The sequence below is a fragment of the Kitasatospora sp. NPDC057904 genome, from assembly GCF_042887925.1.
Taxonomy (GTDB): Bacteria; Actinomycetota; Actinomycetes; order Streptomycetales; family Streptomycetaceae; genus Kitasatospora.
Genome location: NZ_JBHVOL010000037.1, coordinates 1 through 26,320 on the forward strand (window position 1 = coordinate 1; position 26,320 = coordinate 26,320).

16 protein-coding genes and 1 pseudogene are annotated in these 26,320 nt (G+C 74.7%); 9 read left to right on the plus strand and 8 right to left on the minus strand.

Features of this window, described 5'->3' with window-relative positions; translation table 11 throughout:
* Positions 1 to 324: 324 nt before the first annotated feature.
* The 3 genes from ACFVSN_RS42485 to trpS all read right to left on the minus strand — a co-directional run bounded on the left by ACFVSN_RS42485 (position 325) and on the right by trpS (position 3,184).
* Complete coding sequence (locus ACFVSN_RS42485; protein ID WP_387958856.1) at positions 325 to 999, minus strand: nucleoside/nucleotide kinase family protein; 675 nt, start codon at positions 997 to 999, stop codon at positions 325 to 327.
* Positions 1,000 to 1,062: 63 nt separating this feature from the next.
* Entirely contained in the window at positions 1,063 to 2,019 is a 957-nt protein-coding gene (locus ACFVSN_RS42490) for an LD-carboxypeptidase (protein ID WP_387958858.1), read from the minus strand.
* Positions 2,020 to 2,116: 97 nt separating this feature from the next.
* A complete protein-coding gene (trpS, locus tag ACFVSN_RS42495) occupies positions 2,117 to 3,184 on the minus strand; it encodes a tryptophan--tRNA ligase (protein WP_387958860.1) in 1,068 nt (355 codons plus the stop codon).
* A 539-nt stretch (positions 3,185 to 3,723) separates the two neighbouring features.
* Here trpS and ACFVSN_RS42500 point away from each other — a divergent pair.
* Positions 3,724 to 4,827 (plus strand): ABC transporter substrate-binding protein, encoded by a 1,104-nt coding sequence (locus tag ACFVSN_RS42500; RefSeq protein WP_387958862.1) that lies wholly within the window; start codon positions 3,724 to 3,726, stop codon positions 4,825 to 4,827.
* A gap of 141 nt (positions 4,828 to 4,968) precedes the next feature.
* Positions 4,969 to 6,093: a hypothetical protein gene (locus ACFVSN_RS42505; protein WP_387958864.1), complete on the plus strand. Its 1,125-nt coding sequence runs from the start codon at positions 4,969 to 4,971 to the stop codon at positions 6,091 to 6,093.
* Positions 6,094 to 6,150: 57 nt separating this feature from the next.
* On the opposite strand, the gene ACFVSN_RS42510 is transcribed toward ACFVSN_RS42505, so the two are convergent.
* A complete protein-coding gene (locus ACFVSN_RS42510) occupies positions 6,151 to 6,723 on the minus strand; it encodes an NUDIX hydrolase (protein WP_380510722.1) in 573 nt (190 codons plus the stop codon).
* Between the two features lie 186 nt (positions 6,724 to 6,909).
* On the opposite strand from ACFVSN_RS42510, the gene ACFVSN_RS42515 reads away from it, so the two are divergent.
* The gene (locus ACFVSN_RS42515; protein ID WP_387958866.1) at positions 6,910 to 7,875 is read left to right on the plus strand and encodes an ATP-grasp domain-containing protein; all 966 of its coding nucleotides are present in this window, start codon (positions 6,910 to 6,912) and stop codon (positions 7,873 to 7,875) included.
* A gap of 73 nt (positions 7,876 to 7,948) precedes the next feature.
* On the opposite strand, the gene ACFVSN_RS42520 is transcribed toward ACFVSN_RS42515, so the two are convergent.
* Both ACFVSN_RS42520 and ACFVSN_RS42525 read right to left on the minus strand, forming a co-directional pair.
* Complete coding sequence (locus ACFVSN_RS42520; RefSeq protein WP_387958907.1) at positions 7,949 to 11,809, minus strand: ABC transporter transmembrane domain-containing protein; 3,861 nt, start codon at positions 11,807 to 11,809, stop codon at positions 7,949 to 7,951.
* Positions 11,810 to 12,461: 652 nt separating this feature from the next.
* Positions 12,462 to 13,112, minus strand: coding sequence for a TetR/AcrR family transcriptional regulator (locus ACFVSN_RS42525; protein WP_380445964.1), 651 nt, complete (start codon positions 13,110 to 13,112; stop codon positions 12,462 to 12,464).
* Between the two features lie 139 nt (positions 13,113 to 13,251).
* Between ACFVSN_RS42525 and ACFVSN_RS42530 the strand changes: the two genes are divergently transcribed.
* The 4 genes from ACFVSN_RS42530 to ACFVSN_RS42545 all read left to right on the plus strand — a co-directional run bounded on the left by ACFVSN_RS42530 (position 13,252) and on the right by ACFVSN_RS42545 (position 19,820).
* A complete protein-coding gene (locus tag ACFVSN_RS42530) occupies positions 13,252 to 14,976 on the plus strand; it encodes a carboxyl transferase domain-containing protein (RefSeq protein ID WP_380508637.1) in 1,725 nt (574 codons plus the stop codon).
* A gap of 181 nt (positions 14,977 to 15,157) precedes the next feature.
* On the plus strand, positions 15,158 to 17,488 hold the full coding sequence (locus ACFVSN_RS42535; RefSeq protein ID WP_387958869.1) for an acetyl/propionyl/methylcrotonyl-CoA carboxylase subunit alpha: 2,331 nt from the start codon (positions 15,158 to 15,160) through the stop codon (positions 17,486 to 17,488).
* A complete protein-coding gene (locus ACFVSN_RS42540; protein ID WP_380445961.1) occupies positions 17,485 to 18,477 on the plus strand; it encodes a hydroxymethylglutaryl-CoA lyase in 993 nt (330 codons plus the stop codon). Before ACFVSN_RS42535 ends, ACFVSN_RS42540 begins: the two co-directional genes overlap by 4 nt.
* Positions 18,478 to 18,629: 152 nt before the next feature.
* Positions 18,630 to 19,820, plus strand: coding sequence for an acyl-CoA dehydrogenase family protein (locus ACFVSN_RS42545; RefSeq protein WP_387958871.1), 1,191 nt, complete (start codon positions 18,630 to 18,632; stop codon positions 19,818 to 19,820).
* Positions 19,821 to 20,030: 210 nt separating this feature from the next.
* On the opposite strand, the gene ACFVSN_RS42550 is transcribed toward ACFVSN_RS42545, so the two are convergent.
* Positions 20,031 to 20,486, minus strand: coding sequence for a universal stress protein (locus ACFVSN_RS42550; protein ID WP_380445965.1), 456 nt, complete (start codon positions 20,484 to 20,486; stop codon positions 20,031 to 20,033).
* A gap of 1,062 nt (positions 20,487 to 21,548) precedes the next feature.
* On the opposite strand from ACFVSN_RS42550, the gene ACFVSN_RS42555 reads away from it, so the two are divergent.
* Positions 21,549 to 22,628 (plus strand): HAD family hydrolase, encoded by a 1,080-nt coding sequence (locus ACFVSN_RS42555; protein WP_380508643.1) that lies wholly within the window; start codon positions 21,549 to 21,551, stop codon positions 22,626 to 22,628.
* Between the two features lie 104 nt (positions 22,629 to 22,732).
* On the opposite strand, the gene ACFVSN_RS42560 is transcribed toward ACFVSN_RS42555, so the two are convergent.
* Positions 22,733 to 23,545: a GNAT family N-acetyltransferase gene (locus ACFVSN_RS42560; RefSeq protein ID WP_387958873.1), complete on the minus strand. Its 813-nt coding sequence runs from the start codon at positions 23,543 to 23,545 to the stop codon at positions 22,733 to 22,735.
* A 1,053-nt stretch (positions 23,546 to 24,598) separates the two neighbouring features.
* Between ACFVSN_RS42560 and ACFVSN_RS42565 the strand changes: the two are divergent.
* Positions 24,599 to 25,870: pseudogene (locus tag ACFVSN_RS42565) on the plus strand (helix-turn-helix domain-containing protein); the annotation flags it as partial.
* Positions 25,871 to 26,320 lie beyond the last annotated feature (450 nt).

Sequence of the window (26,320 nt, forward strand, 5' to 3'; positions counted from 1 at the left end):
CAGCGGGCCCTCCGGGCGCTTCGTTCTTTCGTGTTTCCAGCTTATCAGATGTTTTCCGCTCCGTTTTCCGGGGCTTCGTCATCCAACTCGCCGGTTTCTTCCGGGACTTGACGCCCCGTCCGACGTTTCAAACTCTAGCCGATCCCCGCTCCGAAAAGCGAATCCAGCCGAAGTCCGACCGCAACCCAATTAAACGCGCACGCCGAATACGCAGCGAGCCGCGACAAGACGCGACCCAGCCCGGACCGGGAAGTGGTGTTTCAGAGGATTGGCCGCCCCGGGACCGTCCGCGCCGATGCGTGTCCGGTGCTCCCTGCCGAGCGACTAGAGAACACTACCCCTGTTCGGCGCTCCGGGCAAACCCGTGCCGGGGACCGTCCGGGTACAGAGCGGGCGGCCCGCCTTCACGTGTTCGCCGTTCGGGTGGTCGTTGCCGGTGACCCAACGGCGTGCGGTGGGCTCGTCCCGGCCTCCGTCGCGGTGGCGGCGCAGGAGGCGTTCCTCGCGGAGGGCGTCGTCGGTCTCGACGTACCAGAGTTCGCGGAGCAGTCGGCGGGCGTCCGGCCACGGGGCGTCGGTGGAGGCGAGGTAGTTGCCCTCGGTGATGACGAGGCGGGCCTGCGGACGGACGACGTGGCGGGCGGCGACCGGTTCGTCGAGGGTGCGGTCGAAGTCGGGGACGTAGATGTCCTGGAAGCGGTCGGCGGCGATGCGGCGCAGCAGCGCGACGTAGCCGTGGGTGTCGAAGGTGGCGGGTGCGCCCTTGCGGTGGGTGAGGCCCAGGCGGTCGAGCTGGACAGCGGAGAGGTGGAAGCCGTCCATTGGGACGTAGGCGGCGCTGCCCGGGCCTTCGGTGCGCTCGACCTCGGCGACCAGGTGCCGGGCCAGGGTGGACTTGCCGGCCCCCGGAGGGCCGGTGAGTCCGAGGATCGTACGGGCGTTGCTGCCCGGGCCCCGGAGGAGTCCGAGGGCGAGGGCGGTGAGGCGGTCCTCGTTCATGGCCGCACCCTACTCATCCGTCCCGCCCCGGCCCGGGCCGCTCGCTTCCCCGCTGCCGACGCCTCACCGGGCGGCGAGGGCCGGCACCTCCAGGGTCAGCGTTCCCGCGTCGGCGTCGAGCACGGCCGGGACCCCGAGCGGGACGGTGAGGGTGGAGGGGCAGTGGCCGAAGCCCAGTTCCCACAGCACGGGCACCCCGAGCGGGCCGAGGCGGTCGAGCATCACCTCGCGGACCCGGTCCGGTCGCCCGCAGCCCTCCCAGGAGCCGAGGGCTATGCCGGCCACGCCGTCGAGGGCGCCGGAGCGGAGGAACTGGGTGAGGAGGCGGTCGAGCTGGTACGGGTGCTCGTTCACGTCTTCGAGGATCAGGATGGCGCCCGCGAAGGAGGGCCGGGCGGCGGGCGTGCCCCGCTCGGCCGCGAGGACGTGGACGCAGCCGCCGGCCGTGACGCCGCGGGCCCGGCCGGGGACGAGCGGTGCGGCGGCCGATCCGGTGAGGACGGTGGTCGTGGCGGGGTCGAAGAGGGTGCGGCGCAGGTGTTCGGCCGTGGGGGCGTCCTCGATGAAGGAGGCCGCCGCGCACATCGGCCCGTAGAGGGTGGCGAGGCCGAGCCGCTGGGCGAAGGCCTCGTGCAGAGAGGAGACGTCGCTGAAGCCGATGAGGACCTTGGGCGGGACGCGGCGCATCGCGGCCCAGTCGAGGAGGTCGACGACGCGGTGCACGCCGTAGCCGCCGCGGGCGCAGACGACGGCGTCGACGGTGGGGTCGAGCCAGGCGTCCTGCAGGTCGGCGGCCCGGCTGGCGTCGGTGCCGGCCAGGTAGCCGAGGGTGGGGTGGGTGTCGAGGACGTGCGGGGCGACGGTGACCCGCAGCCCCCAGGAGCGCAGGATCGCGGTCCCGGCGGTGAGCCGCTCGGGGTCGATCGGGCCACTGGGGGCGACCACGACGACGTGGTCCCCCGGACGGAGCTGCGGCGGACGGGTCAGCCCTCGGGCGGGCGTGGTCGGGTGCTGGTCCATGGCCGGGATCCTTCCAGGGTGCGGGCGTCGGAGCGTGAGGGGGTGAGGTGCGGTCGGATCCGGCGGGGCCCGCCGCAAGTGGTATGCCCCGTCGTCCTCAGACCGACCCCATGACCTCCCTGACCTCGGCGAGGGTGGCGTCCGCGATGGCGTTGGCGCGCTCGGCGCCGTCGCGCAGCACTTGGCGGAGGTGGCCGCGGTCGGCGGCGAGCGCGGCCCGGCGGGCGCGGATCGGGCGGAAGAACTCGTTCACGGACTCCGTGACGGTGCGCTTGAGCGCGGCCGCGCCGCCGTCTCCGAGTTCGGCGGCGACGTCCTCGGGTGCCCGGCCCTGGCAGAGGGCGGCCAGCAGGACGAGGTTGGCGACCTCGGGCCGGTTCGCCGGGTCGTAGGCGATGTGCCGGTCGGTGTCGGTCTTCGCGCCGCGGATCAGCCGGGCGGTCTCGTCCTCGGAGGCGCCGAGGAAGACGGCGTTGCCCCGGCTCTTGCTCATCTTGCCGCCGTCGGTGCCGAGGAGCAGCGGCGCGTCGGAGAGCACGGCCTCGGGGCGGGGGAAGACGGCGGTGCCGTCGGCGTGCGGGTAGCGCTCGTGGAAGCGGCGGGCGATGGTGCGGGCCACTTCGAGGTGGGGCAGCTGGTCCTGGCCGACGGGGACGAGGCCGGCCTTGCAGAAGAGGATGTCGGCGGCCTGGTGGACGGGATAGGTGAACATCAGTCCGCTGACGACGGCCTGGCTGGAGTGGGCGATCTCGTCCTTGACGGTGGGGTTGCGGCTCAGTTCGGCGACGCTGACCAGGCTGAGGAAGGGCAGCAGCAGCTGGTTGAGGGCGGGGACGCGGCTGTGCGCGAAGATCGTGGCGCGGTCGGGGTCGAGGCCGGCCGCGAGGTTGTCGAGGACGAGGTTCTCGGTGTGTTCGGCGAGCCGGTCGGCGATGTCCCGGTCGGTGATGACCTGGTAGTCGCCGACGACGATGAACATCTCGACGCCCTGGTCCTGGAGGCGGACCCGGTTCTGCAGGGTGCCGAAGTAGTGGCCGATGTGGAGCGGGCCGGTGGGGCGGTCGCCGGTCAGGACGCGGCGGGCCGCCGGAGCCGCGACGGGAGCGGGAACGGGAACGGGAGCGGGAACGGCGGCAGCGACGGGGTGGGCGGTCGTGGCGGTCATGCGGGTTGTCTCCTCGGTACGGCGGTGGTGGTGGCCGTCCGGGGCGCGGGCCCGTCCCGCTGGGAAACGCGACAGGGCCGTCCATCCCGGACGGCCCTGGTCAGGCATGCAGTGGTGGCCGTCCTAGGACGGCCACCAGCACAGGCCCGTGGAGCGCTTCATGCCTTCGACCATAGCGCCGGTCCCCCGCCGCGGTCACCGGTTTTCGCCGTCGGCCTCAGTCCTCGACGACGAGGGCGGGGGTGTCGCGGCGCAGCGTCTCGCCGCGGAAGAACTCCGCCTGCAGGAAGACGGCGCTGAGCCGCAGGCCGCCGACCCCGGGGTCCGGAAGCCCGGGTGGACGGCGCCGAAGCGCGGCGGGACGGCCCGGTAGGCGCTTATCGCCGGCAGCGTGCGGGCCACCGGGATGAACGTGGTCTTGTGGAGTAGGTTAGCCTCACCTTAGTTGCGAGTCCGTGGCCGCCCCTGCGGCCGCGCCCCGTCCCCGACTCGCCCCCGACCCGTCCTTGACCCGCCCGCCGATCCCGAAGGAGCGTCGCGTGGCCCCCAACGCCGACGACCTGACCCCCGCCCGCCGCACCGCCTCCCGCCGCCGCTTCCTCGCCGCCGGGCTCACCGGCGGTGCCGTGCTCGGCCTCGGCGGGCTCCTTACCGCCTGCGGCAGCTCGGACGGGTCGGCCGGACCCGGCACTGCGAAGCCGTCCGGCGGCGGCTCCCCCGACCAGAAGTCGGTCAAGCAGGGCGGCGACGACTACGCCACCGTGATCGAGAAGATGAAGGGCTTCGGCACCGACGCCGCCCCCGGCGTCTACCCCCGCACGGTCAGGCACGCGATGGGCGAGACCGTCCTCCCCGCCAAGCCCGTCCGCGTCGTCGTCCTCGACACCGGCGAGCTCGACAACGTCGTGTCGCTCGGCGTCCAGCCGGTCGGCGTCGTCCACACCGACGGCTCGAAGACCATGCCGTCCTACCTCAAGGACAAGGCCGGCAGCCCGGCGAACGTCGGCACCATCAACAGCCTCAACCTGGAGGCGATCGCCGCCCTCAAGCCCGACCTGATCCTCGGCAGCCAGCTGCGCGCCCAGGACCAGTACGCGCAGCTGTCGAAGATCGCACCGACCGTCTTCTCGCTGCGCCCCGGCTACCCGTGGAAGCAGAACTTCCTGCTCAACGCGAGCACCTTCGACCTGGAGACCGAGGCCAAGACCCAGCTCGACGCCTACCAGGCCGCCGCCACGGCGATCGGCGCCCGGCTCGGCGACAAGCGACCGGCCATCACGCCGCTGCGCTTCATGCCCGGCAAGACCCGCCTCTACGCGGAGCTGTCGTTCATCGGCACGATCCTCACCGACGTGCCGCTGCCGCAACCCGCGATCGAGCGGGTCAAGGAACTCGCGGTCGAGATCAGCCCCGAGCAGATCGACAAGGCGGACGCCGACTGGATCTTCTACGGCGTGTACGGATCGCCCACCTCCACCAACCAGGACACGGTGCTCGGCGGCGCGCTCTGGAAGACCCTCGGAGCGGTCAAGTCCGGTCAGGCGCGGCCGGTTTCGGACGAGACCTGGTTCCTCGGGCTCGGCGTGATGGCGGCCACCGCGGTGCTCACCGACCTCAAGGGCTTCGTCGCGCCCGGCAGTTGAGCCGACACGCCGGGTAGGGGCGGGGTGCCCGCGGCCCGCTCCCGGAGGGGCGTGCGGGCGTCCGAACGGGGAACCGGCGCTTGGAGCTGGTCACTCGGTGCGGGAGGATCGTCTGGACCGTCCCCCGAAGGGCCCGTGCCGATGACCTCGCTCCACCCCACCCCCACCGACCCAGCCCGCCCCGACCCGGCCGCGGACCGCGCCGGAGCCCCGCGTCAGGCCGCCGCGCGCTGCTCCATCGCGCAGGCCGCCGACACGGGACAGCTCCCCGGTGCGCCGGGCGGCGGCGCCCGGGACGACTCGGTGCCGCGACCGCGCAGCGGCCCCGGCGACGCCGACGGCGGGGCGCCGACCCGCGCACCCCTCACCGGCGCGCCGGACCAGCGGACGGCCGCCCGTGTGCAGGCCGCGCTCGCCGAACGGCTGCGGGCCGCACGCCTGCAGGGGCGCACGCTCGCCGAGTTGGCCGCCGCCTGTCGACGGCCGGTGGCGGAGGTCGCGGCGCTCCTGGGCGAGGCCGTGCCGGTGGAGGCTCCGTCGGCCTGGCAGGTTCAGGACGACCAGGGCGAGCCCGGCGACGTCCACACGCACGACGTTCACACGCACGAACTCCCGCAGCCCGCCGCACCGACGGCCGAACGGCCGGTGCCGGTGCTGCGGGCGGCCCGCGAGGAACCGCGGACCCTCGCGACACGACGGCCCTCGCCCTCACGCCGGCTGCGCCGCATGCACCCCGACGCCGCCCCGACCGGGCAGGAGGCGGCCGAACGGGAGACGGCCGCACCTGAGGGACCACTCCCGCGCAGGTCCGCACGGGGAGCGGGCAGGACGGCGGCGGGAGCGAACGGGGCCGCAGGGACCGCGGCGGCCTGGCGGCCGACCGGCGGCACCGGGGCCGGGGCCCGGGCCGGTGCCGGGGCCGGGGCCGGGGCCGACCAGGCCGAGACCCCGCTCGGGATCCTGATCGGCGCCGGCCCCCACCAACCCGAGGCGGTCGGCCGCCCGGAGGAGCGCACGCCGGTCCGGGTGACCGCCGAGCCGGTCCGGATCGGGCGCGGCACCAGCCTCGTCGTGCTGCCCTCCTGGCGACCCGCCATCGCCGTCTCGGTGCCGACCGAGCAATTGCTGTCCGCCACCGGGCTCGCCTTCGAACAACTGGCCGGTGTGCAGCTGACGGTGATGATGAACCCCGGTGCCCTGCACGACCGGGAGCTCGACCTGCACGACTGGCGGGCCGCGCGCGGACGGCGCGGCGGACGGGCGTAGCCGGTCCGTGCCGTTCGACCCGGCGTAGCGCCCGGCGTAGCGCCCGGCGGACGAACGTCAGTGCTCCGGCGAGGAGTTCGGGATGTAGCCAAGGTGGACGGCGCCCGCGTCGCTCCCGTCGACGTTCCAGTCGCCCGACCGGACCATCGCCAGCAGCTCGGGGAGCCTGGGCGGCCAGAGCGCGTCGGCGTCCGGGGCGGCGAGGTCGGACGGCGTCCACCAGCGCCAGTCGAGGATGCGGTCGACGGCGTGCACCGCGCTGACGTCGCCGACCGGGCCGCGGCGCGGGCCCCGGGTGACGTAGATGTGCTCGTGCTGGCGGACCGGGGTGCCGTGCCAGGTGAAGTCGTGCTCCCAGGTGCAGAGCAGCGGGCCGGGTTCGAGGTCCGTCCAGCCGGTCTCCTCGCGGAGTTCACGGACGGCGCCTTCGCGCGGGGTCTCGCCGGGGTCCAGTCCGCCGCCCGGCATCGTCCAGTGCACGCCGACCTCGGAGTTGTCGGAGCGGAGCAGGAAGACCGAGCCGTCCTCGGCCAGAACCGCCGTCCGGGCCGCCTGCCGGGGCACGCGCTCGCGGGGGCGCCGCAGTCCGACGAGTCCCAGCGGGTTGCGGAAGCGCTGCTGTCGTTTCATCGGCCCACTCTCGCAGGGCCCGACGACGGGCGTCTCCGAATTCCGGGACGGGCGGTGGCGGTACGGGCGGTGGCGGTACGGGGCCGTGACCGGACGGGCGGTGGCGGGACAGGCGGTGGCGGGACAGGCGCTGACGGAACGGTGTGACGGCGCGCGGAGGGCCCGTACCGCCGTACGCTGACGCCCATGCCCGTACCCGCGATCGTCTTTCCCGCCGACCCGCTCAACCCGCGCCGGCCCGACCCGCACTTCGCCTGGGAGGCCCGGCTGGTCCGGGAGTTGGGCGGCGAGCACCATCTCGTCGACCACGACGCGCTGCTGGCCGGACGGGCCGAGGAGGCCGTCCGGCGGGTGCCGGAGGGCGGCGGCCCGCTCTGGTACCGGGGCTGGATGATCCCCTCCCGGGACTACGCCGCCTTCGCCGCCGCCCTCTCCGCGCGCGGCGGGAACCTGCTCACGAGTGCCGCAGGCTACGCGGCCGCACACGAACTTCCCGGCTGGTACGGCGTGTTCGAGGGATCGACGCCGTCGAGCGTGTGGATCCCCTCGGCGGGCGAGGCAGCGGGCGGGTCTGCATCGGCGCCGGGACCGGGGCGGGAGGAACTGGCCGATGCCGTGGCCCGGTTGGGCGGGCGCGGCCCGGCGATCGTCAAGGACTACGTGAAGTCCCGAAAGCACGAGTGGCACGAGGCCTGCTACGTGCCGGAGCTCGCCGACCTGGACGCCGTCGGTCGGGTGGTGGCCCGGTTCGTCGAGTTGCAGGGCGAGTTCCTGGCGGGCGGGGTGGTGCTGCGGCGGTACGAGGAGTTCGCGCGGGCGTCCGCTCCCGTCGGCACCGAGGCCGGTGCCGGCGTCGGTCTCGGCGTCGGCGTCGGGGGCACCCGGGCGGTGGAGGCCCGGGTGTGGTGGCTGGACGGCGAACCGGTGCTCGTCGGACCGCACCCGGACGCGCCGCGCGACGAGGTCGACCCCGACCTGACCGGTGTGCGCTCGCTGGTGCGGACGCTCGGCTGCCGGTTCGTCACCACCGACCTCGCCAGCCGGGCGGACGGCTCCGGCTGGCGGGTGGTCGAGGTCGGGGACGGGCAGGTGAGCGACCTGCCGCACGGGATCGACGCGACCGGGCTGCTGACGTCGCTGATCGCGGCCTGACCCACGCTGGGTTCGGGCCCGGCCCGAACCCAGCGTGGGCCGGCCCGGGCTGGGCCCCGGGCCGGGCTCTTGGTCACCCGGCGGCGACGGTCTCCCCGACGGCGGAGGCCGCGTCGTGGTGCCCGTCCGCGATGAACGCGCGCCAGAGCCGCGCGTACGCCCCGTCGAGGGCGAGGAGTCCGGCGTGCGTGCCGTCCTCGACCACCCGGCCGTGGTCGAGGACGACGACCCGGTCGGCGCGTTCGGCGGTGGTCAGCCGGTGGGCGATCACCAGGGTGGTCCGTCCGCCGCTGAGCCGGTCGGCGGCGCTGTTCACGGCGGCCTCGGTGGCCAGGTCGAGCGCTGCGGTGGCCTCGTCGAGCAGCAGGATGTCCGGGTCGACCAGTTCGGCCCGGGCCAGCGCGATCAGCTGGCGCTGACCTGCCGAAAGGTTTCGCCCCCGGCCCGTGACCTCGTGGTCGTACCCGCCCGACAGGCGGACGATCATCTCGTGCGCGCCGACCGCCCGCGCCGCCGCCTCCACCTCGGCCGCCGTGGCCTCCGGCCGGCCGTAGGCGATCGCCTCCCGCACCGTGCCCGCGAACAGGTACGCCTCCTGCGGCACGACGCCGAGCCGGTGGCGGTACTGCGCGAGGTCGTACCGGGTGAGGTCGACCCCGTCGACCCGGACGGTGCCCTCGGTCGCGTCGTAGAAACGGGCGACCAGCTTCACCAGCGTCGACTTGCCGGCCCCCGTCTCGCCGACCAGCGCCACCGTCTGACCGGCGGGTATGTGCAGGTCCACCCCGGTGAGGACGTCCGGGGAACCGTCCGCGCCGCCGTTGTAGGCGAAGCCGACGCCCTCGAAGGAGATCTCGCCGCGCAACCCCTTCTCGACCGGCACCGGCTCGGCCGCGACGGCGGTGGTCGTCGGCGTGCGCAGCAGCTCCCGGATCCGGCCGAGGCCGACCGCCGCCTGCTGGTAGCCGTCGAACACCTGGGAGAGCTGGTTCACCGGCGCGAAGAACAGGTCGATGTAGAGGAGGTAGGCGACGAGCGCGCCGACCGTCAGGGTGCCCGCGTCGACCCGGGCCGCGCCCACGATCAGCACCAGCGCGGCGGCCACGCTGGACAGGAACTGGACGAACGGGAAGTAGAGCGAGATGTAGAGCTGCGCCCGGACCCGCGCCTCCCGGTAGGCGACGCCCCGGGCGACGAAGCGGTCGGTGTTGGCGTCCAGGCGGCGGAACGCCTGGACGATCCGCATGCCGGCCACGTTCTCCTGGAGGTCGGCGTTGACGGTGCTGATCAGGTCCCGGGAGATCTCGTACTGGTCCCGGGACTTCCGGCGGAACACCAGTGTGGCGATCACCAGCAGCGGCAGCACCGCGAAGACCACCAGGGCCAGGCCCGCGTCGATGATCAGCAGGGCGGCGAAGATGCCGGCGAAGGTCAGCAGGCTGACCACGGCGGTGACGACGCCGGTCTGCAGGAAGGAGGTCAGCGAGTCGAGGTCGGTGGTCATCCGGGTCATGATCCGGCCGGACAGCTCGCGCTCGTAGTAGTCCAGGCCGAGCCGGTTGAGGTGGGCGAAGATCTTGAGGCGGAGGGTGTAGAGCACGCGCTCGCCGGTGCGTCCGCTGACCCGGTTCTCGGCGCTCTGCACCAGCCAGTCCAGCAGGACGACCACCAGGGCGGCCACCGAGGCCACGGCGACCCCGGACATCAGGGTCTTGCTCACGCCCTGGTCGATGCCGTGCCGGATCAGGACCGGCAGCACCAGCGCGGCGCCCGCGTCCAGGGCGACCAGCAGCAGGGCCAGGGCGAGCGGGGCCCGGAAGGGGCGCAGCATCCGGCGGAGGGAGAAGTCCGGGTCGCCGGCCTCGGCCTCGGCGCGCGGTATCGCCGGAGTGTCGCCGGCGGGCGGGAGGGCGGCGACCTTGGCCAGCAGGTCGGGCTCGGCGGTGCGGGCCGCCTTGGTCAGGGCGGGAGTGGGGAGCTCGGGGGTGGGGCCGGGCGTTGGGGCCGCTTGGTTGTCGGGCGCGGTGTCGGGCACGGTACCGGGTACGGCGGCCGCTGTGGGGACAGTGTCCGTTGCGGGGTCGCGCTCGGGCTCAGGTGTGGCCCCGGGCGCGGTCCGGCCGGGTGTGCGGCCGGCCTCCGGGTCGGTGATCAGGGCCCGGTACTGGGGACATCGGGCCTCCAGTTCCTCGTGGGTGCCGATGTCCAGCAGCCGGCCGCGGTCCAGCACGGCGATCCGGTCGGCGAGTTGGAGGGTCGAGCGGCGGTGGGCGATCAGCAGCGTGGTGCGGCCGGTCATCACCGAGCGCAGTGCGTCGTGGATCTCCGCCTCGACCTGCGGGTCGACCGCGGACGTCGCGTCGTCCAGCAGGAGGATCCGCGGGTCGGTGAGGATCGCGCGGGCGAGGGCTATTCGCTGGCGCTGGCCGCCGGAGAGGGTGAGGCCCTGCTCGCCGACCTTGGTGTCGTAGCCGTCCGGCAGCGCGCGGACGAACTCGTCGGCCTGCGCGGCGCGCGCGGCGGCGACGACCTGTTCGTCGGTGGCATCGGGCCGGCCGTACGCGATGTTGGTGCGGACCGTCTCGGAGAAGAGGAAGCTCTCCTCGGGGACGATGCCGACGGCCGAGCGGACCGAGTCGAGAGTGAGGTCGCGCAGGTCGTGGCCGTACAGGCGGATGGCGCCGGCCGCCGGGTCGTAGAACCGGGGCACCAGTTGGGCCACCGTCGACTTGCCGGAGCCGGAGGCGCCGACGAGGGCCAGGGTCTCGCCGGGGGCGAGGGTCAGGTCCAGGCCGTGCAGGACGGGCACGGGGTGCTCGGGGTCGTAGCGGAACTCGACCCGGTCGAACTGCAGCGCCACGCCGGGCGTGCGCGGGCCGACCGTCGCAGTACCGGTCGCAGTACCGGCGGCGTCCCGGTGCGCGGCGGCGCCGGGGGCACCTTCGGGGGCGGCGACGGTGAGGTCGAGGGCCACCGCGTCCGGGCGCTCCTGGACCAGCGGGCGCTCGTCGATCAGCTGGAGGACGCGCTCGACGCCGGCCCGGGCCTGCTGGCCGACCGTGATGACCATGGTGAGCATCCGCACCGGGCCGGTCATCTGGGCGACGTACGTGGAGAAGGCGACGAAGGTGCCGAGCGAGACCCGCCCGTCCACGGCCAGCCAGCCACCGAAGGCCAGCACCGCGACCTGGGCGAGCGCCGGGATCGCCTGCATCGCCGGGTTGTAGCGGGCGTTGAGCCGGATCGAGCGCAGGCGGGCGGCGAAGAGGTTGCGGGAGGCGACCTCCAGCTTGTCCAGCTCCTGCGCCTCCTGGCCGAAGCCCTTGACCACGCGGACCCCGCCGATCGCCTCGTCCACGACGCCGGCGACGGCCGCGGCCTCCTGCTGGGCCGCCCAGGTCGAGGGGAACAGGCGCTTGCGGCTGAGCACGGTGACCCACCAGAGGGCGGGGGCCATCACGAGGGCGATCAGGGTGAGCGGCGGGGAGAGCCAGACCATCACGGCCGCCGACATGACGAACATCAGCAGGTAGCCGGTCATCATCGGCAGCATCGAGAGCAGCCCGTTGACCAGCTGGAGGTCCGACGTGGCGCGGCCGACCACCTGGCCGGTGTCCAGCCGGTCCTGGCGGTGGCCGTCGAGCCGGCCGAGCGAACGGAACAGGTCGCTGCGCAGGTCGTGCTGGACGTCGAGCGCGAGCTGACCGCCGTAGTAGCGGCGGACCTGCGTGCAGCCGAAGACCACGACGGCGGCGAGCAGCAGGACGACCGCCCAGGGGCCGAGCGAGCGGGAGTGCGTGGTGATGACGTCGTCGATGATCAGCTTGGTGACCAGCGGCACGAGCGAGGTGACGGCCATGCCGACGAGCGAGGCACCGAAGGCGAGCAGCAGGCTGCGCCGGGACCGCAGGCAGTAGCCGATCAGGCGGCGCAGCCAGCCGCCGGCCTCGGGGGACGCGGCGGTCGGCGGCGCCGTTGCGGTAGGCCCGGCCGGTGCCGCCGTTGCGGGCGGCGCGGTCGGCCCGGTCGGCCCGGTCGGCGCTGGGGTTACGGGGGTCGTGGGGGCAGGCTGAGTCGCCGCGACCGCCGGGCCGGCCGGGGTCGCCGGGGGCACCAGGCTCTCGGGACCGGCCGCGGCGGTCGGTCCCGGTTTCGCGTCGGGGGCAGGTGGGCCGCTCGGGGATTGCTCCACCGTAGATCCGTGAGTCTCAGGCATATTTAGGGATGCTAACCATTCCGTCGGGACGCCGCCATGCCGTTTCCGGCCGGGCCGGGGTGCGGGGCGGGTCGGGCGCACGCCCGGACGCGCGCTCGCAACAGGCTCCGGCGCAGTGGCCAACAGCCCGCGGCCTGCGGTGATTCCCGCCCGGACACCCGGACGGACCAACCGGCCCCGCTGTCACCAGGGTCGGCCACGCCCGCCCCGATCGCCCACCGGCCAGGGGGCGGCCGGGCGCCGTCCTTTGGGCCTAGGTCCGGAGGCGGGACGGGAGCCGGGCGCGACCGCAGCCGGCCCGGTCGCGGCCCGCTAGCACGGGCGGCCTCGGGCGACGGCGCAGTCGACCCCTGGGCCAGCCACAGCCGCCTCAGGCGTGGGCGGACGCCGATTCGGCCGCCGCCGAGAACGCGCCGTGGGCGAGGCTGTGCAGCAGCGCGGCCATGCCGTCGCGCTGGAGGCCGGGGCCGGGGCGATCGGCCTGGGCCGCCGGGTTGGGCCCGAGGCTGTGCGGGGTCGAGTTGATCAGGCCGAAGACGGCGTGCACCGCGGCGCGGGCGACCGGCTCGGCGGCGGGGTCGGCCAGCGCCGGGTAGGCCTGCCGGACCACGTCGACCCACAGCTCGACGTAGCCGCGCTGGAGCCGGCGGACGGTGCGGCGGTCCTCCTCCTTGAGGTTCAGCAGCTCGCGGTCGTGCAGGGTGATCAGGTCGCGGTCGTCGAGGGCGAACTCGACGTGGCCGCCGATCAGCGCGTCCAGCGCGGCGGCCGGGCCGTCGCCGCCGCCCGCGCGCCGGCGCCCCTCCTCCAGCAGGCGCTCGCTGATGCCGATCAACAGGTCGGCGAGCATCGCGTCCTTCCCGGCGAAGTGCCGGTAGAGACCGGGGCCGCTGATGCCGACGGCCTTGCCGATCTCGTCCACGCCCACGCCGAGGAAGCCCCGGGCGGCGAAGAGCCGGGCGGCTTCCCGGCGGATCTGGTCGCGGCGCGGGAGCGCGGTGGTTCCGGGGACGTTCGGCATGCCGCCCATCGTAGACAGTCGGGTTATCGCCCGTTAACCTGGGCGCGTAAGTTAACGTTAATTAACTTCAGGGAGAGCGGGCGCACCGGAACCCGGGCCACCCCGCCACCCGGTGCCGAGGGCAAGGGAGCTCTTGGGAATGGTCATCTCAACCGCCGGCGTATCCACCGGCGTCCATGGCAGCGCAGCGCGTGGTGGCGCGGCGGGCGGCGTAGCAGCGCCCGGGCCCGTACCGCCCGGGGCCGCCGCCCCCGCGCCCCGGCTCGGCACGGCCGCCGACCCGGCCTCCGAGGCCTACCGGTCCAACACCGAGGCGCACCGGGCGCTGGTCGCCGAGCTGCGCGAGAAGCTCGGCGCGGCCGCCCTCGGCGGCGGTGCCAAGGCCCGCGCCCGGCACACCGCGCGCGGCAAGCTGCTCCCCCGCGACCGCGTGGACACCCTGCTCGACCCCGCCTCGCCCTTCCTGGAGCTGGCCCCGCTGGCGGCCGACGGGATGTACGAGGGCGCCGCGCCCGCGGCCGGCGTCATCGCGGGCATCGGCCGGGTCGCCGGGCGCGAGGTGGTGGTCGTCGCCAACGACGCCACCGTCAAGGGCGGCACGTACTACCCGATGACGGTGAAGAAGCACCTGCGCGCCCAGGAGGTCGCGCTGGAGAACCGCCTCCCCTGCATCTACCTGGTGGACTCCGGCGGCGCGTTCCTCCCCATGCAGGACGAGGTGTTCCCCGACCGGGACCACTTCGGCCGGATCTTCTACAACCAGGCCCGGCTCTCGGCCGCGGGCATCCCGCAGATTGCCGCCGTGCTCGGCTCGTGCACGGCGGGCGGCGCGTACGTCCCGGCGATGAGCGACCAGGCCGTCATCGTCCGCAACCAGGGCACGATCTTCCTGGGCGGGCCGCCGCTGGTGAAGGCCGCCACCGGCGAGGTGGTCACCGCCGAGGAGCTGGGCGGCGGCGAGCTGCACTCCCGGACCTCCGGCGTGACCGACCACCTGGCCGAGGACGACGCCCACGCCCTCTCCATCGTCCGCACGATCGTGGCCGGCCTGGGCCCGCGCCCGGAGCGGCCGTGGCCGCTGGCCGCGGTCGAGCCGCCGGCCGTCGACCCGGCCGGCCTGTACGGGGCCGTCCCGGTGGACCCGCGCACGCCCTACGACGTGCGCGAGGTGATCGCCCGGCTGGTCGACGGCAGCCGGTTCGCCGAGTTCAAGGCCGAGTACGGCGCGACCCTGGTCACCGGGTTCGCCCGGATCCACGGCCACCCCGTCGGCATCGTCGCCAACAACGGCGTGCTGTTCTCCGAATCGGCCGTCAAGGGCGCCCACTTCATCGAGTTGTGCGACCAGCGCGGCATCCCCCTCCTCTTCCTGCAGAACATCACCGGCTTCATGGTCGGCCGGCAGTACGAGGCGGGCGGCATCGCCAAGCACGGCGCCAAGATGGTCAACGCCGTCGCCTGCACCCGCGTCCCGAAGCTGACGGTGGTGATCGGCGGCTCGTACGGAGCCGGCAACTACTCGATGTGCGGCCGGGCCTACTCACCTCGCTTCCTGTGGATGTGGCCGGGCGCGAAGATCTCCGTGATGGGCGGCGAGCAGGCGGCCTCCGTCCTCGCCACCGTCCGCCGTGACCAGTTGGAGGGGCACGGCGAGGAGTGGCCGGCCGAGGCGGAGGAGGAGTTCAAGCGACCCGTCCGCGAGCAGTACGAGCGCCAGGGCAACGCCTACTACGCCACGGCCCGGCTCTGGGACGACGGCGTGATCGACCCGATGGACACCCGCACCGTGGTCGGCCTCGCCCTCACCGCCTGCGCCAACTCCCCGCTGCCGCCGCCCGGTCCGTACGGCGTCTTCCGGATGTGACCCCGCGCTCCCCGGGCGGGGCCCCGCACCTCCCTTCCCCGCCCGGGGCGCACCCGCTCCCGGTGTGACCCCTCCGACGCCGGCCGCCGGGCCCATCGCCCGGGCCCGGACCCGGGCCCGCGCCCGGACCGTCCACCCCACCTCCTTCGTACGGCCCCCTCGACCCGGAGGAACGCCTCCCATGTTCGACACAGTTCTGGTCGCCAACCGCGGCGAGATCGCCCTCCGGGTGATCCGCACCCTGCGGCGGCTCGGCGTGCGCTCGGTCGCCGTGTTCAGCGACGCCGACGCCGACGCCCCGCACGTCCGCGAGGCCGACGTCGCCGTCCGGCTCGGCCCGGCCGACCGCAGCGACAGCTCGGCCGCCGAGACCTACCTGCGGACCGACCAGATCCTCGCCGCCGCCCGGCGCACCGGCGCCCAGGCCGTCCACCCCGGCTACGGCTTCCTCGCCGAGAACGCCGCCTTCGCCCGCGCCTGCGCGGACGCGGGCCTCGTCTTCATCGGTCCTCCTCCCGGTGCGGTCGAGCTGATGGGTGACAAGATCAACGCCAAGGAGGCCGTCCGGACCGCCGGCGTCCCGGTGGTCCCGGGCAGCCGGGCCACCGCGCCCACCGACGACGAACTCGTCGCCGCCGCGGACGAGATCGGCTACCCCGTCCTCCTCAAGCCGTCCGCCGGCGGCGGTGGCAAGGGCATGCGGCTCGTGCGGGACCCGGCCGAACTGCGGACCGAGATCGCCGCCGCGCGCCGTGTCGCCCGGACGGCCTTCGGCGACGACACCCTGCTCCTGGAGCGCTGGGTGGACCGCCCCCGCCACATCGAGGTGCAGGTGCTCGCCGACGCCCACGGCACCACCGTCCACCTCGGCGAGCGCGAGTGCAGCCTCCAGCGCCGCCACCAGAAACTGATCGAAGAGGCACCCTCCGTCCTGCTCAACGCCGAGACCCGGGCCGCGATGGGAGCCGCGGCCGTCCGCGCCGCGGAGTCCTGCGGCTACACCGGGGCCGGCACCGTGGAGTTCATCGTCCCCGGCATCGACCCGGACTCCCCCGCCCCCGACTCCCCCGAGGGCGTGCGGGAGTTCTTCTTCATGGAGATGAACACCCGTCTCCAGGTGGAACACCCCGTCACCGAGCTCGCCATCGCCGTCGCCGACCCGGACGGCGGCCACCCCCGCCGTCTGGACCTGGTCGAGTGGCAGCTGCGCGTCGCCGCCGGCGAGCGGCTCACCTTCGGTCAGTCCGACATCTCCTTCCTGGGCCACGCCATCGAGGCCCGCATCTGCGCCGAGGACCCGGAACGGGACTTCCTGCCCACCGGCGGACGGATCCTGGTGCTCGACGAGCCGCAGGGCGAGGGCATCCGGGTCGACTCCGGGGTCGCCCCCGGAAGCGTCATCACCAGCGCCTACGACCCGATGCTCGCCAAGGTCATCGCGTACGGGCCCGACCGCCCGACCGCGCTCCGCCGCCTGCGCGCCGCGCTGGCCGACACCCGCATCCTGGGCGTCACCACCAACACCGGCTTCCTGCGGCGACTGCTCGCCCACCCCGACGTCGTCGCCGGCCGACTGGACACCGGCCTGGTGGAACAGACCGTCCGGCAACAGCCCGCCCTGCTGGCCTCGCCGCACTCGCCCGCGACGGCCACCGACTCGGCAGCCGACCAGGCCGACCGAACCTCCCCGACCGACCACGCGGCCCCGGCCGACCCGGCCGCGACCGACGGATATCCCGCACCCGTCCACCTCCTCTACTACGCGGCCGCCCTCGCGCGGCACGCGGACCTCACCCCGGCCGCCGACTCCGGCGGCTGGACCGACCCCTTCTCCCTCCCCTCCGGCTGGCGCCTGAGCGGCGCACCCGCCTGGACCACCCACCGGCTCCGGGCCCCCGGCCAGGACCCCGTCTCGGTGCGCATCCGTTCGATCACTGCCGGCAACGTAGCCGACGCCACTGACATTCCCGGCAATGTCACCCTTGAGGTGGAAATCGGACTCGGCTCCGGCCCGGCCCACCGGGCCCGGGCGGTCCGCACCGCCGACCGGCTGCACCTGACGGTCGACGGCGTGCAGACCTCCTTCGCGCTGACCGTCGACGACACCCCCGGGGGCGCCGGCGCCCCGGTGACCTGGCTCGGCGTCGAGGGCGACGCCTGGCCGCTGCACAGCCACGACGCGGTCGGCGAGGGCGCCGCCGCGGCCGGCGCCCACCACGGCGCCCTCACCGCCCCGATGCCCGGCACCGTCACCGTCGTCAAGACCGCGACGGGCGAGGCGGTCCGCAAGGGCCAGGCCCTGCTCGTCCTGGAGGCCATGAAGATGGAACACGTGATCTCCGCCCCGCACGACGGAGTCGTGAGCGAGCTCCGCGCCACCGCCGGGGCCACCGTCGCGATGGAGGAGCTGCTGGTCGTGGTCACCCCCACGGAGGAGGGCGCGGACGTTCCCGCGGGCGCCCCCACCGGCGCGGACGCGACCGCCACGAGCCCGGCGGAGGTGCGGCCGTGACCACCGCCTCCCCCGCCCACGAGCCCGACGCGCTCGAACTCGGCCTGCCCGACCCCGTCCGCGCCCCCGGCCTGCCCGAGGAGGTCCGGATCCACGAGGTCGGACCGCGCGACGGGCTGCAGAACGAGAGCGCCCTGGTGCCCGTCGAGGTCAAGGCCGAGTTCATCGCCAGGCTCGCCGCCGCCGGGCTGCGGACGGTCGAGGCCACCAGCTTCGTCCACCCCAAGTGGGTGCCGCAGCTCGCCGACGCCGAGGACCTGGTGCCCCGGCTGGCCGACCTGCCCGGGCGCCACCCCGGGCTGCGGCTGCCCGTCCTGGTGCCCAACGAGCGCGGCCTCGACCGCGCGCTCGCCCACCACGCCGCCGACATCGCGGTGTTCGCCAGTGCCACCGAGACCTTCGCGCGCCGCAACCTCAACCGCTCGGCGGACGAGGCGATGGCGATGTTCCGCCCGGTCGTCGAGCGCGCCACGGCGGCCGGGGTCGCGGTCCGCGGCTACCTCTCGATGTGCTTCGGCGACCCGTGGGAGGGCCCCGTCCCGGTCTCCCAGGTGGTCCGCCACGGCGTCGCGCTGCTGGAGATGGGCTGCACCGAGCTGAGCCTCGGCGACACGATCGGCGTGGCCACCCCGGGGCAGGTCGCCGCCCTGCTCGCCGCGTTCGCCGCGGCGGGGGTGCCGGCCGAGCGGCTCGCGGTGCACTTCCACGACACCTACGGCCAGGCGCTCAGCAACACGCTCGCGGCGCTCCGCGAGGGCGTCACCACCGTCGACGCCTCGGCCGGCGGCCTGGGCGGCTGCCCGTACGCCAAGAGCGCGACCGGCAACCTCGCCACCGAGGACCTCGTGTGGATGCTGCACGGCCTCGGCGTCCGGACCGGCGTGGACCTGCGCGCGCTGGTCGCCACCAGTGGCTGGATGGCCGAGCGCCTCGGCCGCCCGAGCCCCTCCCGCACCGTCCAGGCGCTGCTCGGCGCCGCCCGGGGCTGACCGTCCCGGATCGCCGTCCGGCGTCCCCCGTCCACTCGGACGACCTTCTTTCCAGACGACCACACCACGCGACCGTCACACCATCGGACGGGCGCCGGTCACCCCGCTCACGCCCGCGGCCACCCCGGCCGGGCGGCCCCAGGAGGAACACCGTGTTCGATCACCGGCTGAACAGCGAGTACGAGGACCTGCGGCGCACCGTCGCCGAGTTCGCCCAGGACGTGGTGGCGCCGAAGATCGGCGAGTTCTACGAGCGGGAGGAGTTCCCGTACGAGATCGTCCGCGAGATGGGGCGGATGGGCCTGTTCGGCCTGCCCTTCCCCGAGGAGTACGGCGGCATGGGCGGCGACTACTTCGCGCTCGGCCTCGCGCTGGAGGAACTCGCCCGGGTCGACTCCTCGGTGGCCATCACCCTGGAGGCGGCGGTCTCCCTCGGCGCCATGCCGATCTACCGCTTCGGCACCGAGGAGCAGAAGCGCGAGTGGCTGCCGCGGCTCACCTCGGGCGAGCTCCTCGGCGCCTTCGGCCTGACCGAGCCCGAGGGCGGCTCGGACGCCGGCGCGACCCGCACGACGGCCCGCTACGACGAGGCCGCCGACGAGTGGGTCATCAACGGCACGAAGTGCTTCATCACCAACTCCGGGACGGACATCACCGGGCTGGTCACCGTCACCGCCCTCACGGAACCGCTCGCTCGTTCGAGTGAAGAGGGCGAATTCCGCTCGCCAACGCGCGAGATCTCTTCCATCATCGTGCCCACCGGGACCCCGGGGTTCCAGGTCTCGAAGAAGTACTCGAAGGTCGGGTGGAACGCATCCGACACCCGCGAACTGTCCTTTACCGACTGCCGCGTTCCCGCGGCCAACCTGCTGGGCGAGCGTGGCCGAGGCTACGCCCAGTTCCTGCGGATCCTCGACGAGGGCCGCATCGCGATCGCGGCCCTGGCCACCGGCCTGGCCCAGGGCTGCGTCGACGAGTCCGTCGCGTACGCCGGCACGCGCCGGGCCTTCGGCCGGCCGATCGGTGCCAACCAGGCCATCCAGTTCAAGCTCGCCGACATGGAGCTGCGCGCCCACACCTCCCGCCTGGCCTGGCGGGACGCCGCTTCCCGGCTGCTGCACGGAGAACCGTTCAAGAAGGAGGCCGCCATCGCGAAGCTGTACTCGTCCGAGGCCGCCGTCGACAACGCCCGCGAGGCGACGCAGATCCACGGCGGGTACGGCTTCATGAACGAATTCCCGGTCGCCCGTTTCTGGCGCGACTGCAAGATCCTGGAGATCGGCGAGGGCACGTCGGAGGTCCAGCGCATGCTCATCGCCCGGGAGCTCGGCGTCACGTCCTGAACCGCACCCTGCGGGGGTAACGCCCGCCCCCGCAGGGACGGTTGGGGCAGGCGACCGGGGCCGGCCGTCCGCCGTGGTCGGCGGCTGCGGCCACCTCCGGCGGTCGGCAGCTGCGGCCGCCTCCGGCCGGCGGCGACAGCCGTGGGCCCGCGCCGGAGCGGGACGGTGAGGGGATGGACGCGAGGGGATGGACGCCGGGCTGGTGCGGCGTCAGGGGATGACGATCACCGGTCGGTTGGCGCGGCGCGCCAGCCGGCCGGAGACCGAACCGAAGATCTTGCCGAGCAGGCCGTGCGTCGTCCCGACGACGATGGCGTCGGCGGCGTACTCACGGCCGACCTCCTCGATCTCGTGGCAGATGTCGCCGCCGCGCTCGACCAGGATCCACGGCACGCCGGCGAGGAAGTCGGCGCAGGCGAGCTCCAGGCCCAGCACCTCGGTGCGGTGGTCCGGGAGGTCCACGAAGACGGGAGGCTCACAACCCGCCCAGACCGTGGCGGGCAGGCGGTTGGCGACGTGCACGATCACCAGGCCACACTGCGAACGGCGGGCCATGCCCACCGCGTAGGCGAGGGCTCGCTCGCTGGACAGCGAGCCGTCGAAGCCGACGACCACGCCGTGCTGGAAGGCCGGGTCGCAGGCGCGGCCGGGCTCGTCCTGGACGATCGGCTCGGTGTGCGCGGACCGGCCGGACGTCTCCGGGCGGTCGGCGCCCGGGCCCAGGCGCCCGCTCACCGCGGGCTCCGTGCGGTCGGCCGCGGGCTCACCGCGCCGTCGGCGGTCACCGGGACGACCACCGGCGCGGTCGCGGCGGACGATGTCGCGCAGCGAGCGCGCGAAGCCCTGCACGCCGCCGTGCGCGGGCTCGTGGTGCTCTGCGCGGTGGGCGCCGCCGGGAGCGCCCGCGTCGGGCCGGCCGGAGCCTGCGCGGCCGGAGTCCGCTTGGCCGGCGTCCGCACGGCCGGTGGCTCCGTCGCCGGTAGCTGCGCGGCCGGTGTCTGCGTGGTCGGTGTCTGCACGGCCAGCGCCTGCGCGTCCGGTGTCCGCACGGGCAGCATCTCCACGGCCGGTGTCCGCACAGCCGGAATGCGCACGGCTCGAATCCACCTGGCCGGAATCCGCACGGTCGGCGTCGTCGCGCGGAACGGAGTCGCCTCCGGTCGCTGGGCCCGTGCCACGGGGAGCGTCCGGTTCAACCGGTCGGGAGAACTCAAAACCAGCCATGGCTCACGGCTCTTCGCGGGAGAGGGGCCGACAGGAGAGGACAACGCTGCCCGGGGAGCAGGCCCGCCCACGGGATGACATCGGTCTGCGCCGCCCAGCACCGTTTGTGACCTGTTCCTTTCAGAGTACGACGGGCGTGAGGCCCAGCCCAGCGGCGAAGCCCCGGGGCGCCGTTGTTCCCGCGAAAGGGGGATGCGCCCACCGAGACCGCGCGCCCCACTCGCAAGCCTTCGCGCCCCCTCCGGAAAGGAGGTTCCCTGGAGCTTGACTGAGCGAACCGGACCGCGCAACAGGCCCACGGGACACCGTGACCGGACTGTCATTGATCGGCGACGATCCGTCGCGGGCCGTCGCGACCCGTGACGTCCCACCCGTCCCACCAGGCCCGTTCCGCCCCACCGGCACACCGGTCCGCAGCACCCGTTTCAGCCACTTCGTGCGGGTTCGCGACGCTCTCTGGCATTTGCCAGGTGCATAGGCGCGGGCACTGGCACCATGCTCGGCATGCCCCTGCTCCTGTTCGACCTCGACAACACGCTGCTCCCCAGGGACGCCGCTTTCCGGGCCTGGGCGCAGGACTTCCTGTCCGAACGCGACCTGCCGCCCGGAGACGTCGACTGGTTCGTCACCCTGGACGGCGGCGGCTACGTGCCGCGCAGCACCGTACTGTCCGCCGTCCGGCGCCGCTACGGGTTGGACGCCTCTTCCGACGACCTGCTCGACCACTACCGACACGGCATCAACTCGCACATCCACTGCCCGCCCCGACACGTCGAAGCGCTGCGGGCGGCCCGGGCCGCCGGGTGGACCCTCGGCATCGTCAGCAACGGCGGGACGGGCCCCCAGTCGGAGAAGATCCTGCGGACCGGGCTCGGCCCGCTGGTCGACGGCTGGGTCATCTCCGAGGAGGCCGACTGCGTCAAGCCCGACCCGCTGATCTTCGAGATCGCCGCCCGGCGGTGCGGCGTCTCCCCCACCGGCGACTGGGCCGCGAACACCTGGATGGTCGGGGACCACGCGCCGGCCGACATCGCCGGAGCGGAGCTGACCGGTCTGCGCAGCGTCTGGCTGCACCACGGCCGGCCCTGGGCCGAGATCGGCTACCGGCCGACGCTGAAGGCCGCCGGCCTGCCGGAGGCCGTCGGCCAGGTGCTGGCCGCGCGCAACGCGCCGTCCGTCCGGGCGGGCGTCCGCGCGGGCGTGCCGGTCCGGCGGCGACCGGCCGCGCAGACGCGCGTGGTGGCCGCCTCGGCGGGCAGCGCTGCGAGCGGGCAGGCGGCCGTGACGGCGCTCATCGGCGCGCGGTCCGGCGTACGGCCGACAGCGTCCGCCTCGGAGGGCTCGCGTGCGCCTGTTCCCGTGAACGCCGGGGCGGGCGGCACAGGAGGACCGGAGGCGGGGGTCGCTGTCCGAAACCGCTCAGGTGAGCTTGCCGTGATCGTCGCGGAGCACAACGAGGCGGGCGCGAACGGTGCGGGCACGCCCGTCGAGCGTCCAACGGCGTTGCTCCCCAGGGCGGATGGGCCCGTGCGAACCAGGTTCGCCGTCCCGTTGGAGGCGCTGCCGACGGCAGCGGCGCGGTAGGTCGGCGGCAAGAGGCCGGCAGCAGCAGCGCGGTAGGTCGGCGGCAAGGGGCCGGCAGCAGAGGCCGCCAACAGGAGGCCGTCGGCAAGGCCGTCGTGCCGGGGCTACTCCTGCGCCCGGGCCGCCGGCGCGGTCCGGGTCCACCAGCACGTGCGCCCCTGGTCGGCGAACCCGAGCCTGCGGTAGAGCGGTTCGCCGACGGCGGTGGCGACCAGGGTCACCGGGCGGTCGGGTCGGGCCGCCGCCAGGGCGGTCTCCAGCACGGCGCGCGCCACGCCCCGGCCACGGGCGAAGGGCAGCGTGGCGAGCCAGTACACCCCGGTGGCACGGCCGTCGTCGTAGGTGAGGCAGGCGCCCGCCGGCGTGCCGTCGAGGCGTCCCAGCCACACCCGGCAGCCGGAGTCGTGCAGCATCCGCTCCGGGACCGCCTCGCCGCGCGTCCAGGGTTGCCGGGCGGGCTGCGGAAAACCGTCGACGATCACGCGTTCCGCGGCGGCGAGGGTGTCGCCGTCCACCACCTCATCCACCGTCAGGGAACCTCCGCCCGCCGCCTCACGGGCGTACGGCAGCGACCGCCCGCCGCCCCCGACCGGGCCCGGCTCACGGACCATCACCGGCATGACCGGTAGACGGGTGGCTCCGAGGCCGGTCAGGTCGAGGCCGCCGTACGGGTCCTCCAGGGCGAAGCGGCCGGTGGACCAGGCCGCCAGGAGCTCGGCCAACTCCGCTTCCGGCAGAGCCGGTTCGGCGTACGGGCGGGTGATCAGGACGCGGTGCGGGTCGTCCGGCGTGCGGGCGCAGCGGACGGCGGTGAGGGCACCGCCGGTGCGGGTCCGCCAGCCGTGCGCCCGGGCCTGGCCGAGCCAGAAGGCGGTGGCGTTGTCGTTGGCCTGTTCGAGCCGGCGCGGATCGTTCACGACTGGACGGCAACCCGGGCCGTCACGCCGGCCGCGGCCCGCCCGGACCCTGGCCGAATGAAGCCAGGGAGGCGCACTTCCGCCGACTTGTGCGCCCTCCCGTGCACCGCCGATTTTCGGTCAATTTCTGGCCGGTCCCTCCCGCTTGGGCAAATCCGCAGCCCAGACCCGCCGGCCGGGCGCCCCGGAGCCGGACGCCCCAGGAGCGGCCCCGCGACAACCAGCCACCGTTACACCGGCCCTCTTCCCAGAAGGGTCGACGGGTGCCACGCTTCGTGATCGAATGCATCACGCCAAATTGCCATGTCGACATAGCGTCGGATGGTGAACTTGTCACAACGGCAACGGTCCACCCGATAGATTTCGATCTTGGCTAGCAGTGCCGCACCACCCACACCACACCACCGAGGGGGCTTGAGCGCCTTGAGCAGGGTGAGCAGGAGCGACGCGGGTCCTGACAGCGGCCAGACGGTGGCCGGCATCGCGGGTCGCCCCGCGAGAAGCGCTGGCACCTCCGCGATCGCCGCCACCACCCGCAACTCCGGCACCTCCGGCACCGCTTCGTACCCCTCCCACTCCGCCGGACCGAACGCGCCGGCCGCCCACTCCGCCGCGCCCGGCGCCCCTTCCTACGGCGCGTCCCCGGAGCACGGCGCACCGGCCGTCAGCCGAGGCCCCATCAACCCCGGCCAGCCGTACGGCTCCGGCGGTGCGGGCGCGGCATACGGATCCGGCACCGCAGGCCCGGGCTACGGATCCGGTACCGCGGGCGCGGGTTACGGCTCCGGAGCCGCGGGCCAGGGTTACGGATCCGGCGGCGCGGGCCAGGGTTACGGCGCGGACTACCCCGTCTACCCGGGCACGCCCGGCGCTCCCGGCCTGCCCGGCGGCTCCACCGGCACGCTCGGCGGACTCGGCCTCGGCCCGGGCGTGGGCGTCGCGGGCGGGCACGGTCCGCTCGGACACGGCGCTCCGCACGGTCCGGCACACGGCGGTGCCCACGGCGGCCCGCTCGGCGAGCGGTCCGGCGCGAACGGCTCCGCGACGGCGGTGATGACCGCCGCGCCGCGCAAGCTGTCCGGCCGGCGCCGCCGCGAGACCGTCGCGGTGCTGATCTTCGGCGGTGCCCCGATCTTCGAGAGCTCGATCCCGCTCTCCGTCTTCGGGGTCGACCGCCAGGACGCCGGGGTGCCGCGCTACCGCCTGCTGGTGTGCGCCGGGGAGGAGGGCCCGCTCGCCACCACCGGCGGCCTCACCCTCTCCGCCCCCTACGGCCTGGAGGCCCTGGCCCGGGCCGGCACGATCGTCGTACCGGCCTGGCGGTCGATCTCGCAGCCGCCGCCGGTCGAGGCGATCACCGCCCTGCGCAAGGCGCACCACGAGGGTGCGCGGATCATCGGCCTGTGCACCGGCGCGTTCGTGCTCGCCGCGGCCGGCCTGCTCGACGGGCGGCCGGCGACCACCCACTGGATGTACGCCCCGACCCTCGCCAAGCGCTACCCGCGGGTGCACGTCGACCCGCGTGAGCTCTTCGTCGACGACGGCGACGTGCTGACCTCGGCCGGCACCGCCGCCGGCATCGACCTCTGCCTGCACGTGGTGCGCAGCGACCACGGCGCCGAGGCGGCCAACGCGCTCGCCCGCCGGCTGGTGGTGCCGAGCCGCCGCAGCGGTGGAGGACAGGCCCAGTACATCGATCAGTCTTTACCGGAGGAGATCGGCAACGACCCGCTGGCCGAGGTGGTCACGTGGGCGCTGGAGAACCTCAACCAGCAGTTCGACGTCGAGGTGCTGGCGGCTCGCGCCTACATGAGCCGGCGCACCTTCGACCGGCGGTTCCGCACGCTCACCGGCAGCGCGCCGCTGCAATGGCTGATCACCCAGCGGGTGCTCCAGGCGCAGCGGCTGCTGGAGACGTCGGAGCTGTCGGTGGACGACGTCGCGCGGCGGTGCGGGTTCCGTTCGCCGGTGGCGCTGCGCGGGCACTTCCGCCGTCAGCTCGGGGTCTCGCCGGCCGCCTACCGGACCGGCTACCGGGCGCGTCGGCCCGGCCCGCAGACCGCGGGACCGGCCGGTCCGCACGGGGCGGCCACCGCGACGGCGGCGGGCGGCGGAGCGTTCGGCGGGGTGCACGGCCAGCAGCCGGCGCACGCGTTCCCGGCGGCGGCCGGCGGTCCGGTGCTGCCCGCGCAGCACGGTCAGCACGGGCAGGCGGCGGCGCACGGCCAGCCGGGCGGCCACGGTCAGGCCGGTCCGCACGGCCAGCCGGGTCCGTTCGGTCCCGGTCCCGCCGGTGCGCAGGCCCCGCAGCCGCACCACGCGCGCCCCGGTCAGGCGTACCCGTACCAGCAGGCCGCGCAGCAGCCGTACCCCGGGCAGCCGGGTGCGGCGCGCGGTCCGGTGCGGCCGCCGCTCGTGCCGCCGCAGGCCGGTCCGGGCGCGGGCCGTCCGCCGCGCACGGCCGAGCACGCGGCGACCGAGGACGGGCTCCCGCAGCCGGGTGCGCGCGGCCAGGGGCAGGGCCACCGGAGCGCGGTCGAGCGGCCGGCGGACGAGCCGGGTGGCGCCGGGGCGGTGCGCGGTCACGGCTCGCCCGGCGGGCAGCCGGTGTCCGGCGGCGACGTCCGGGCGCGTCAGGCCCGGGCGCCGCAGGTCCGTCCGCAGGGCGGGCGCGCGGCGGCCGACGGCGGCCGTGCCGCGGCGAGGGAGGCCAGGCCCGGACGGGACGGCCACCCCGTCCGCCCGGACCGGGAGGCCGACCACACCGGCGCCGCG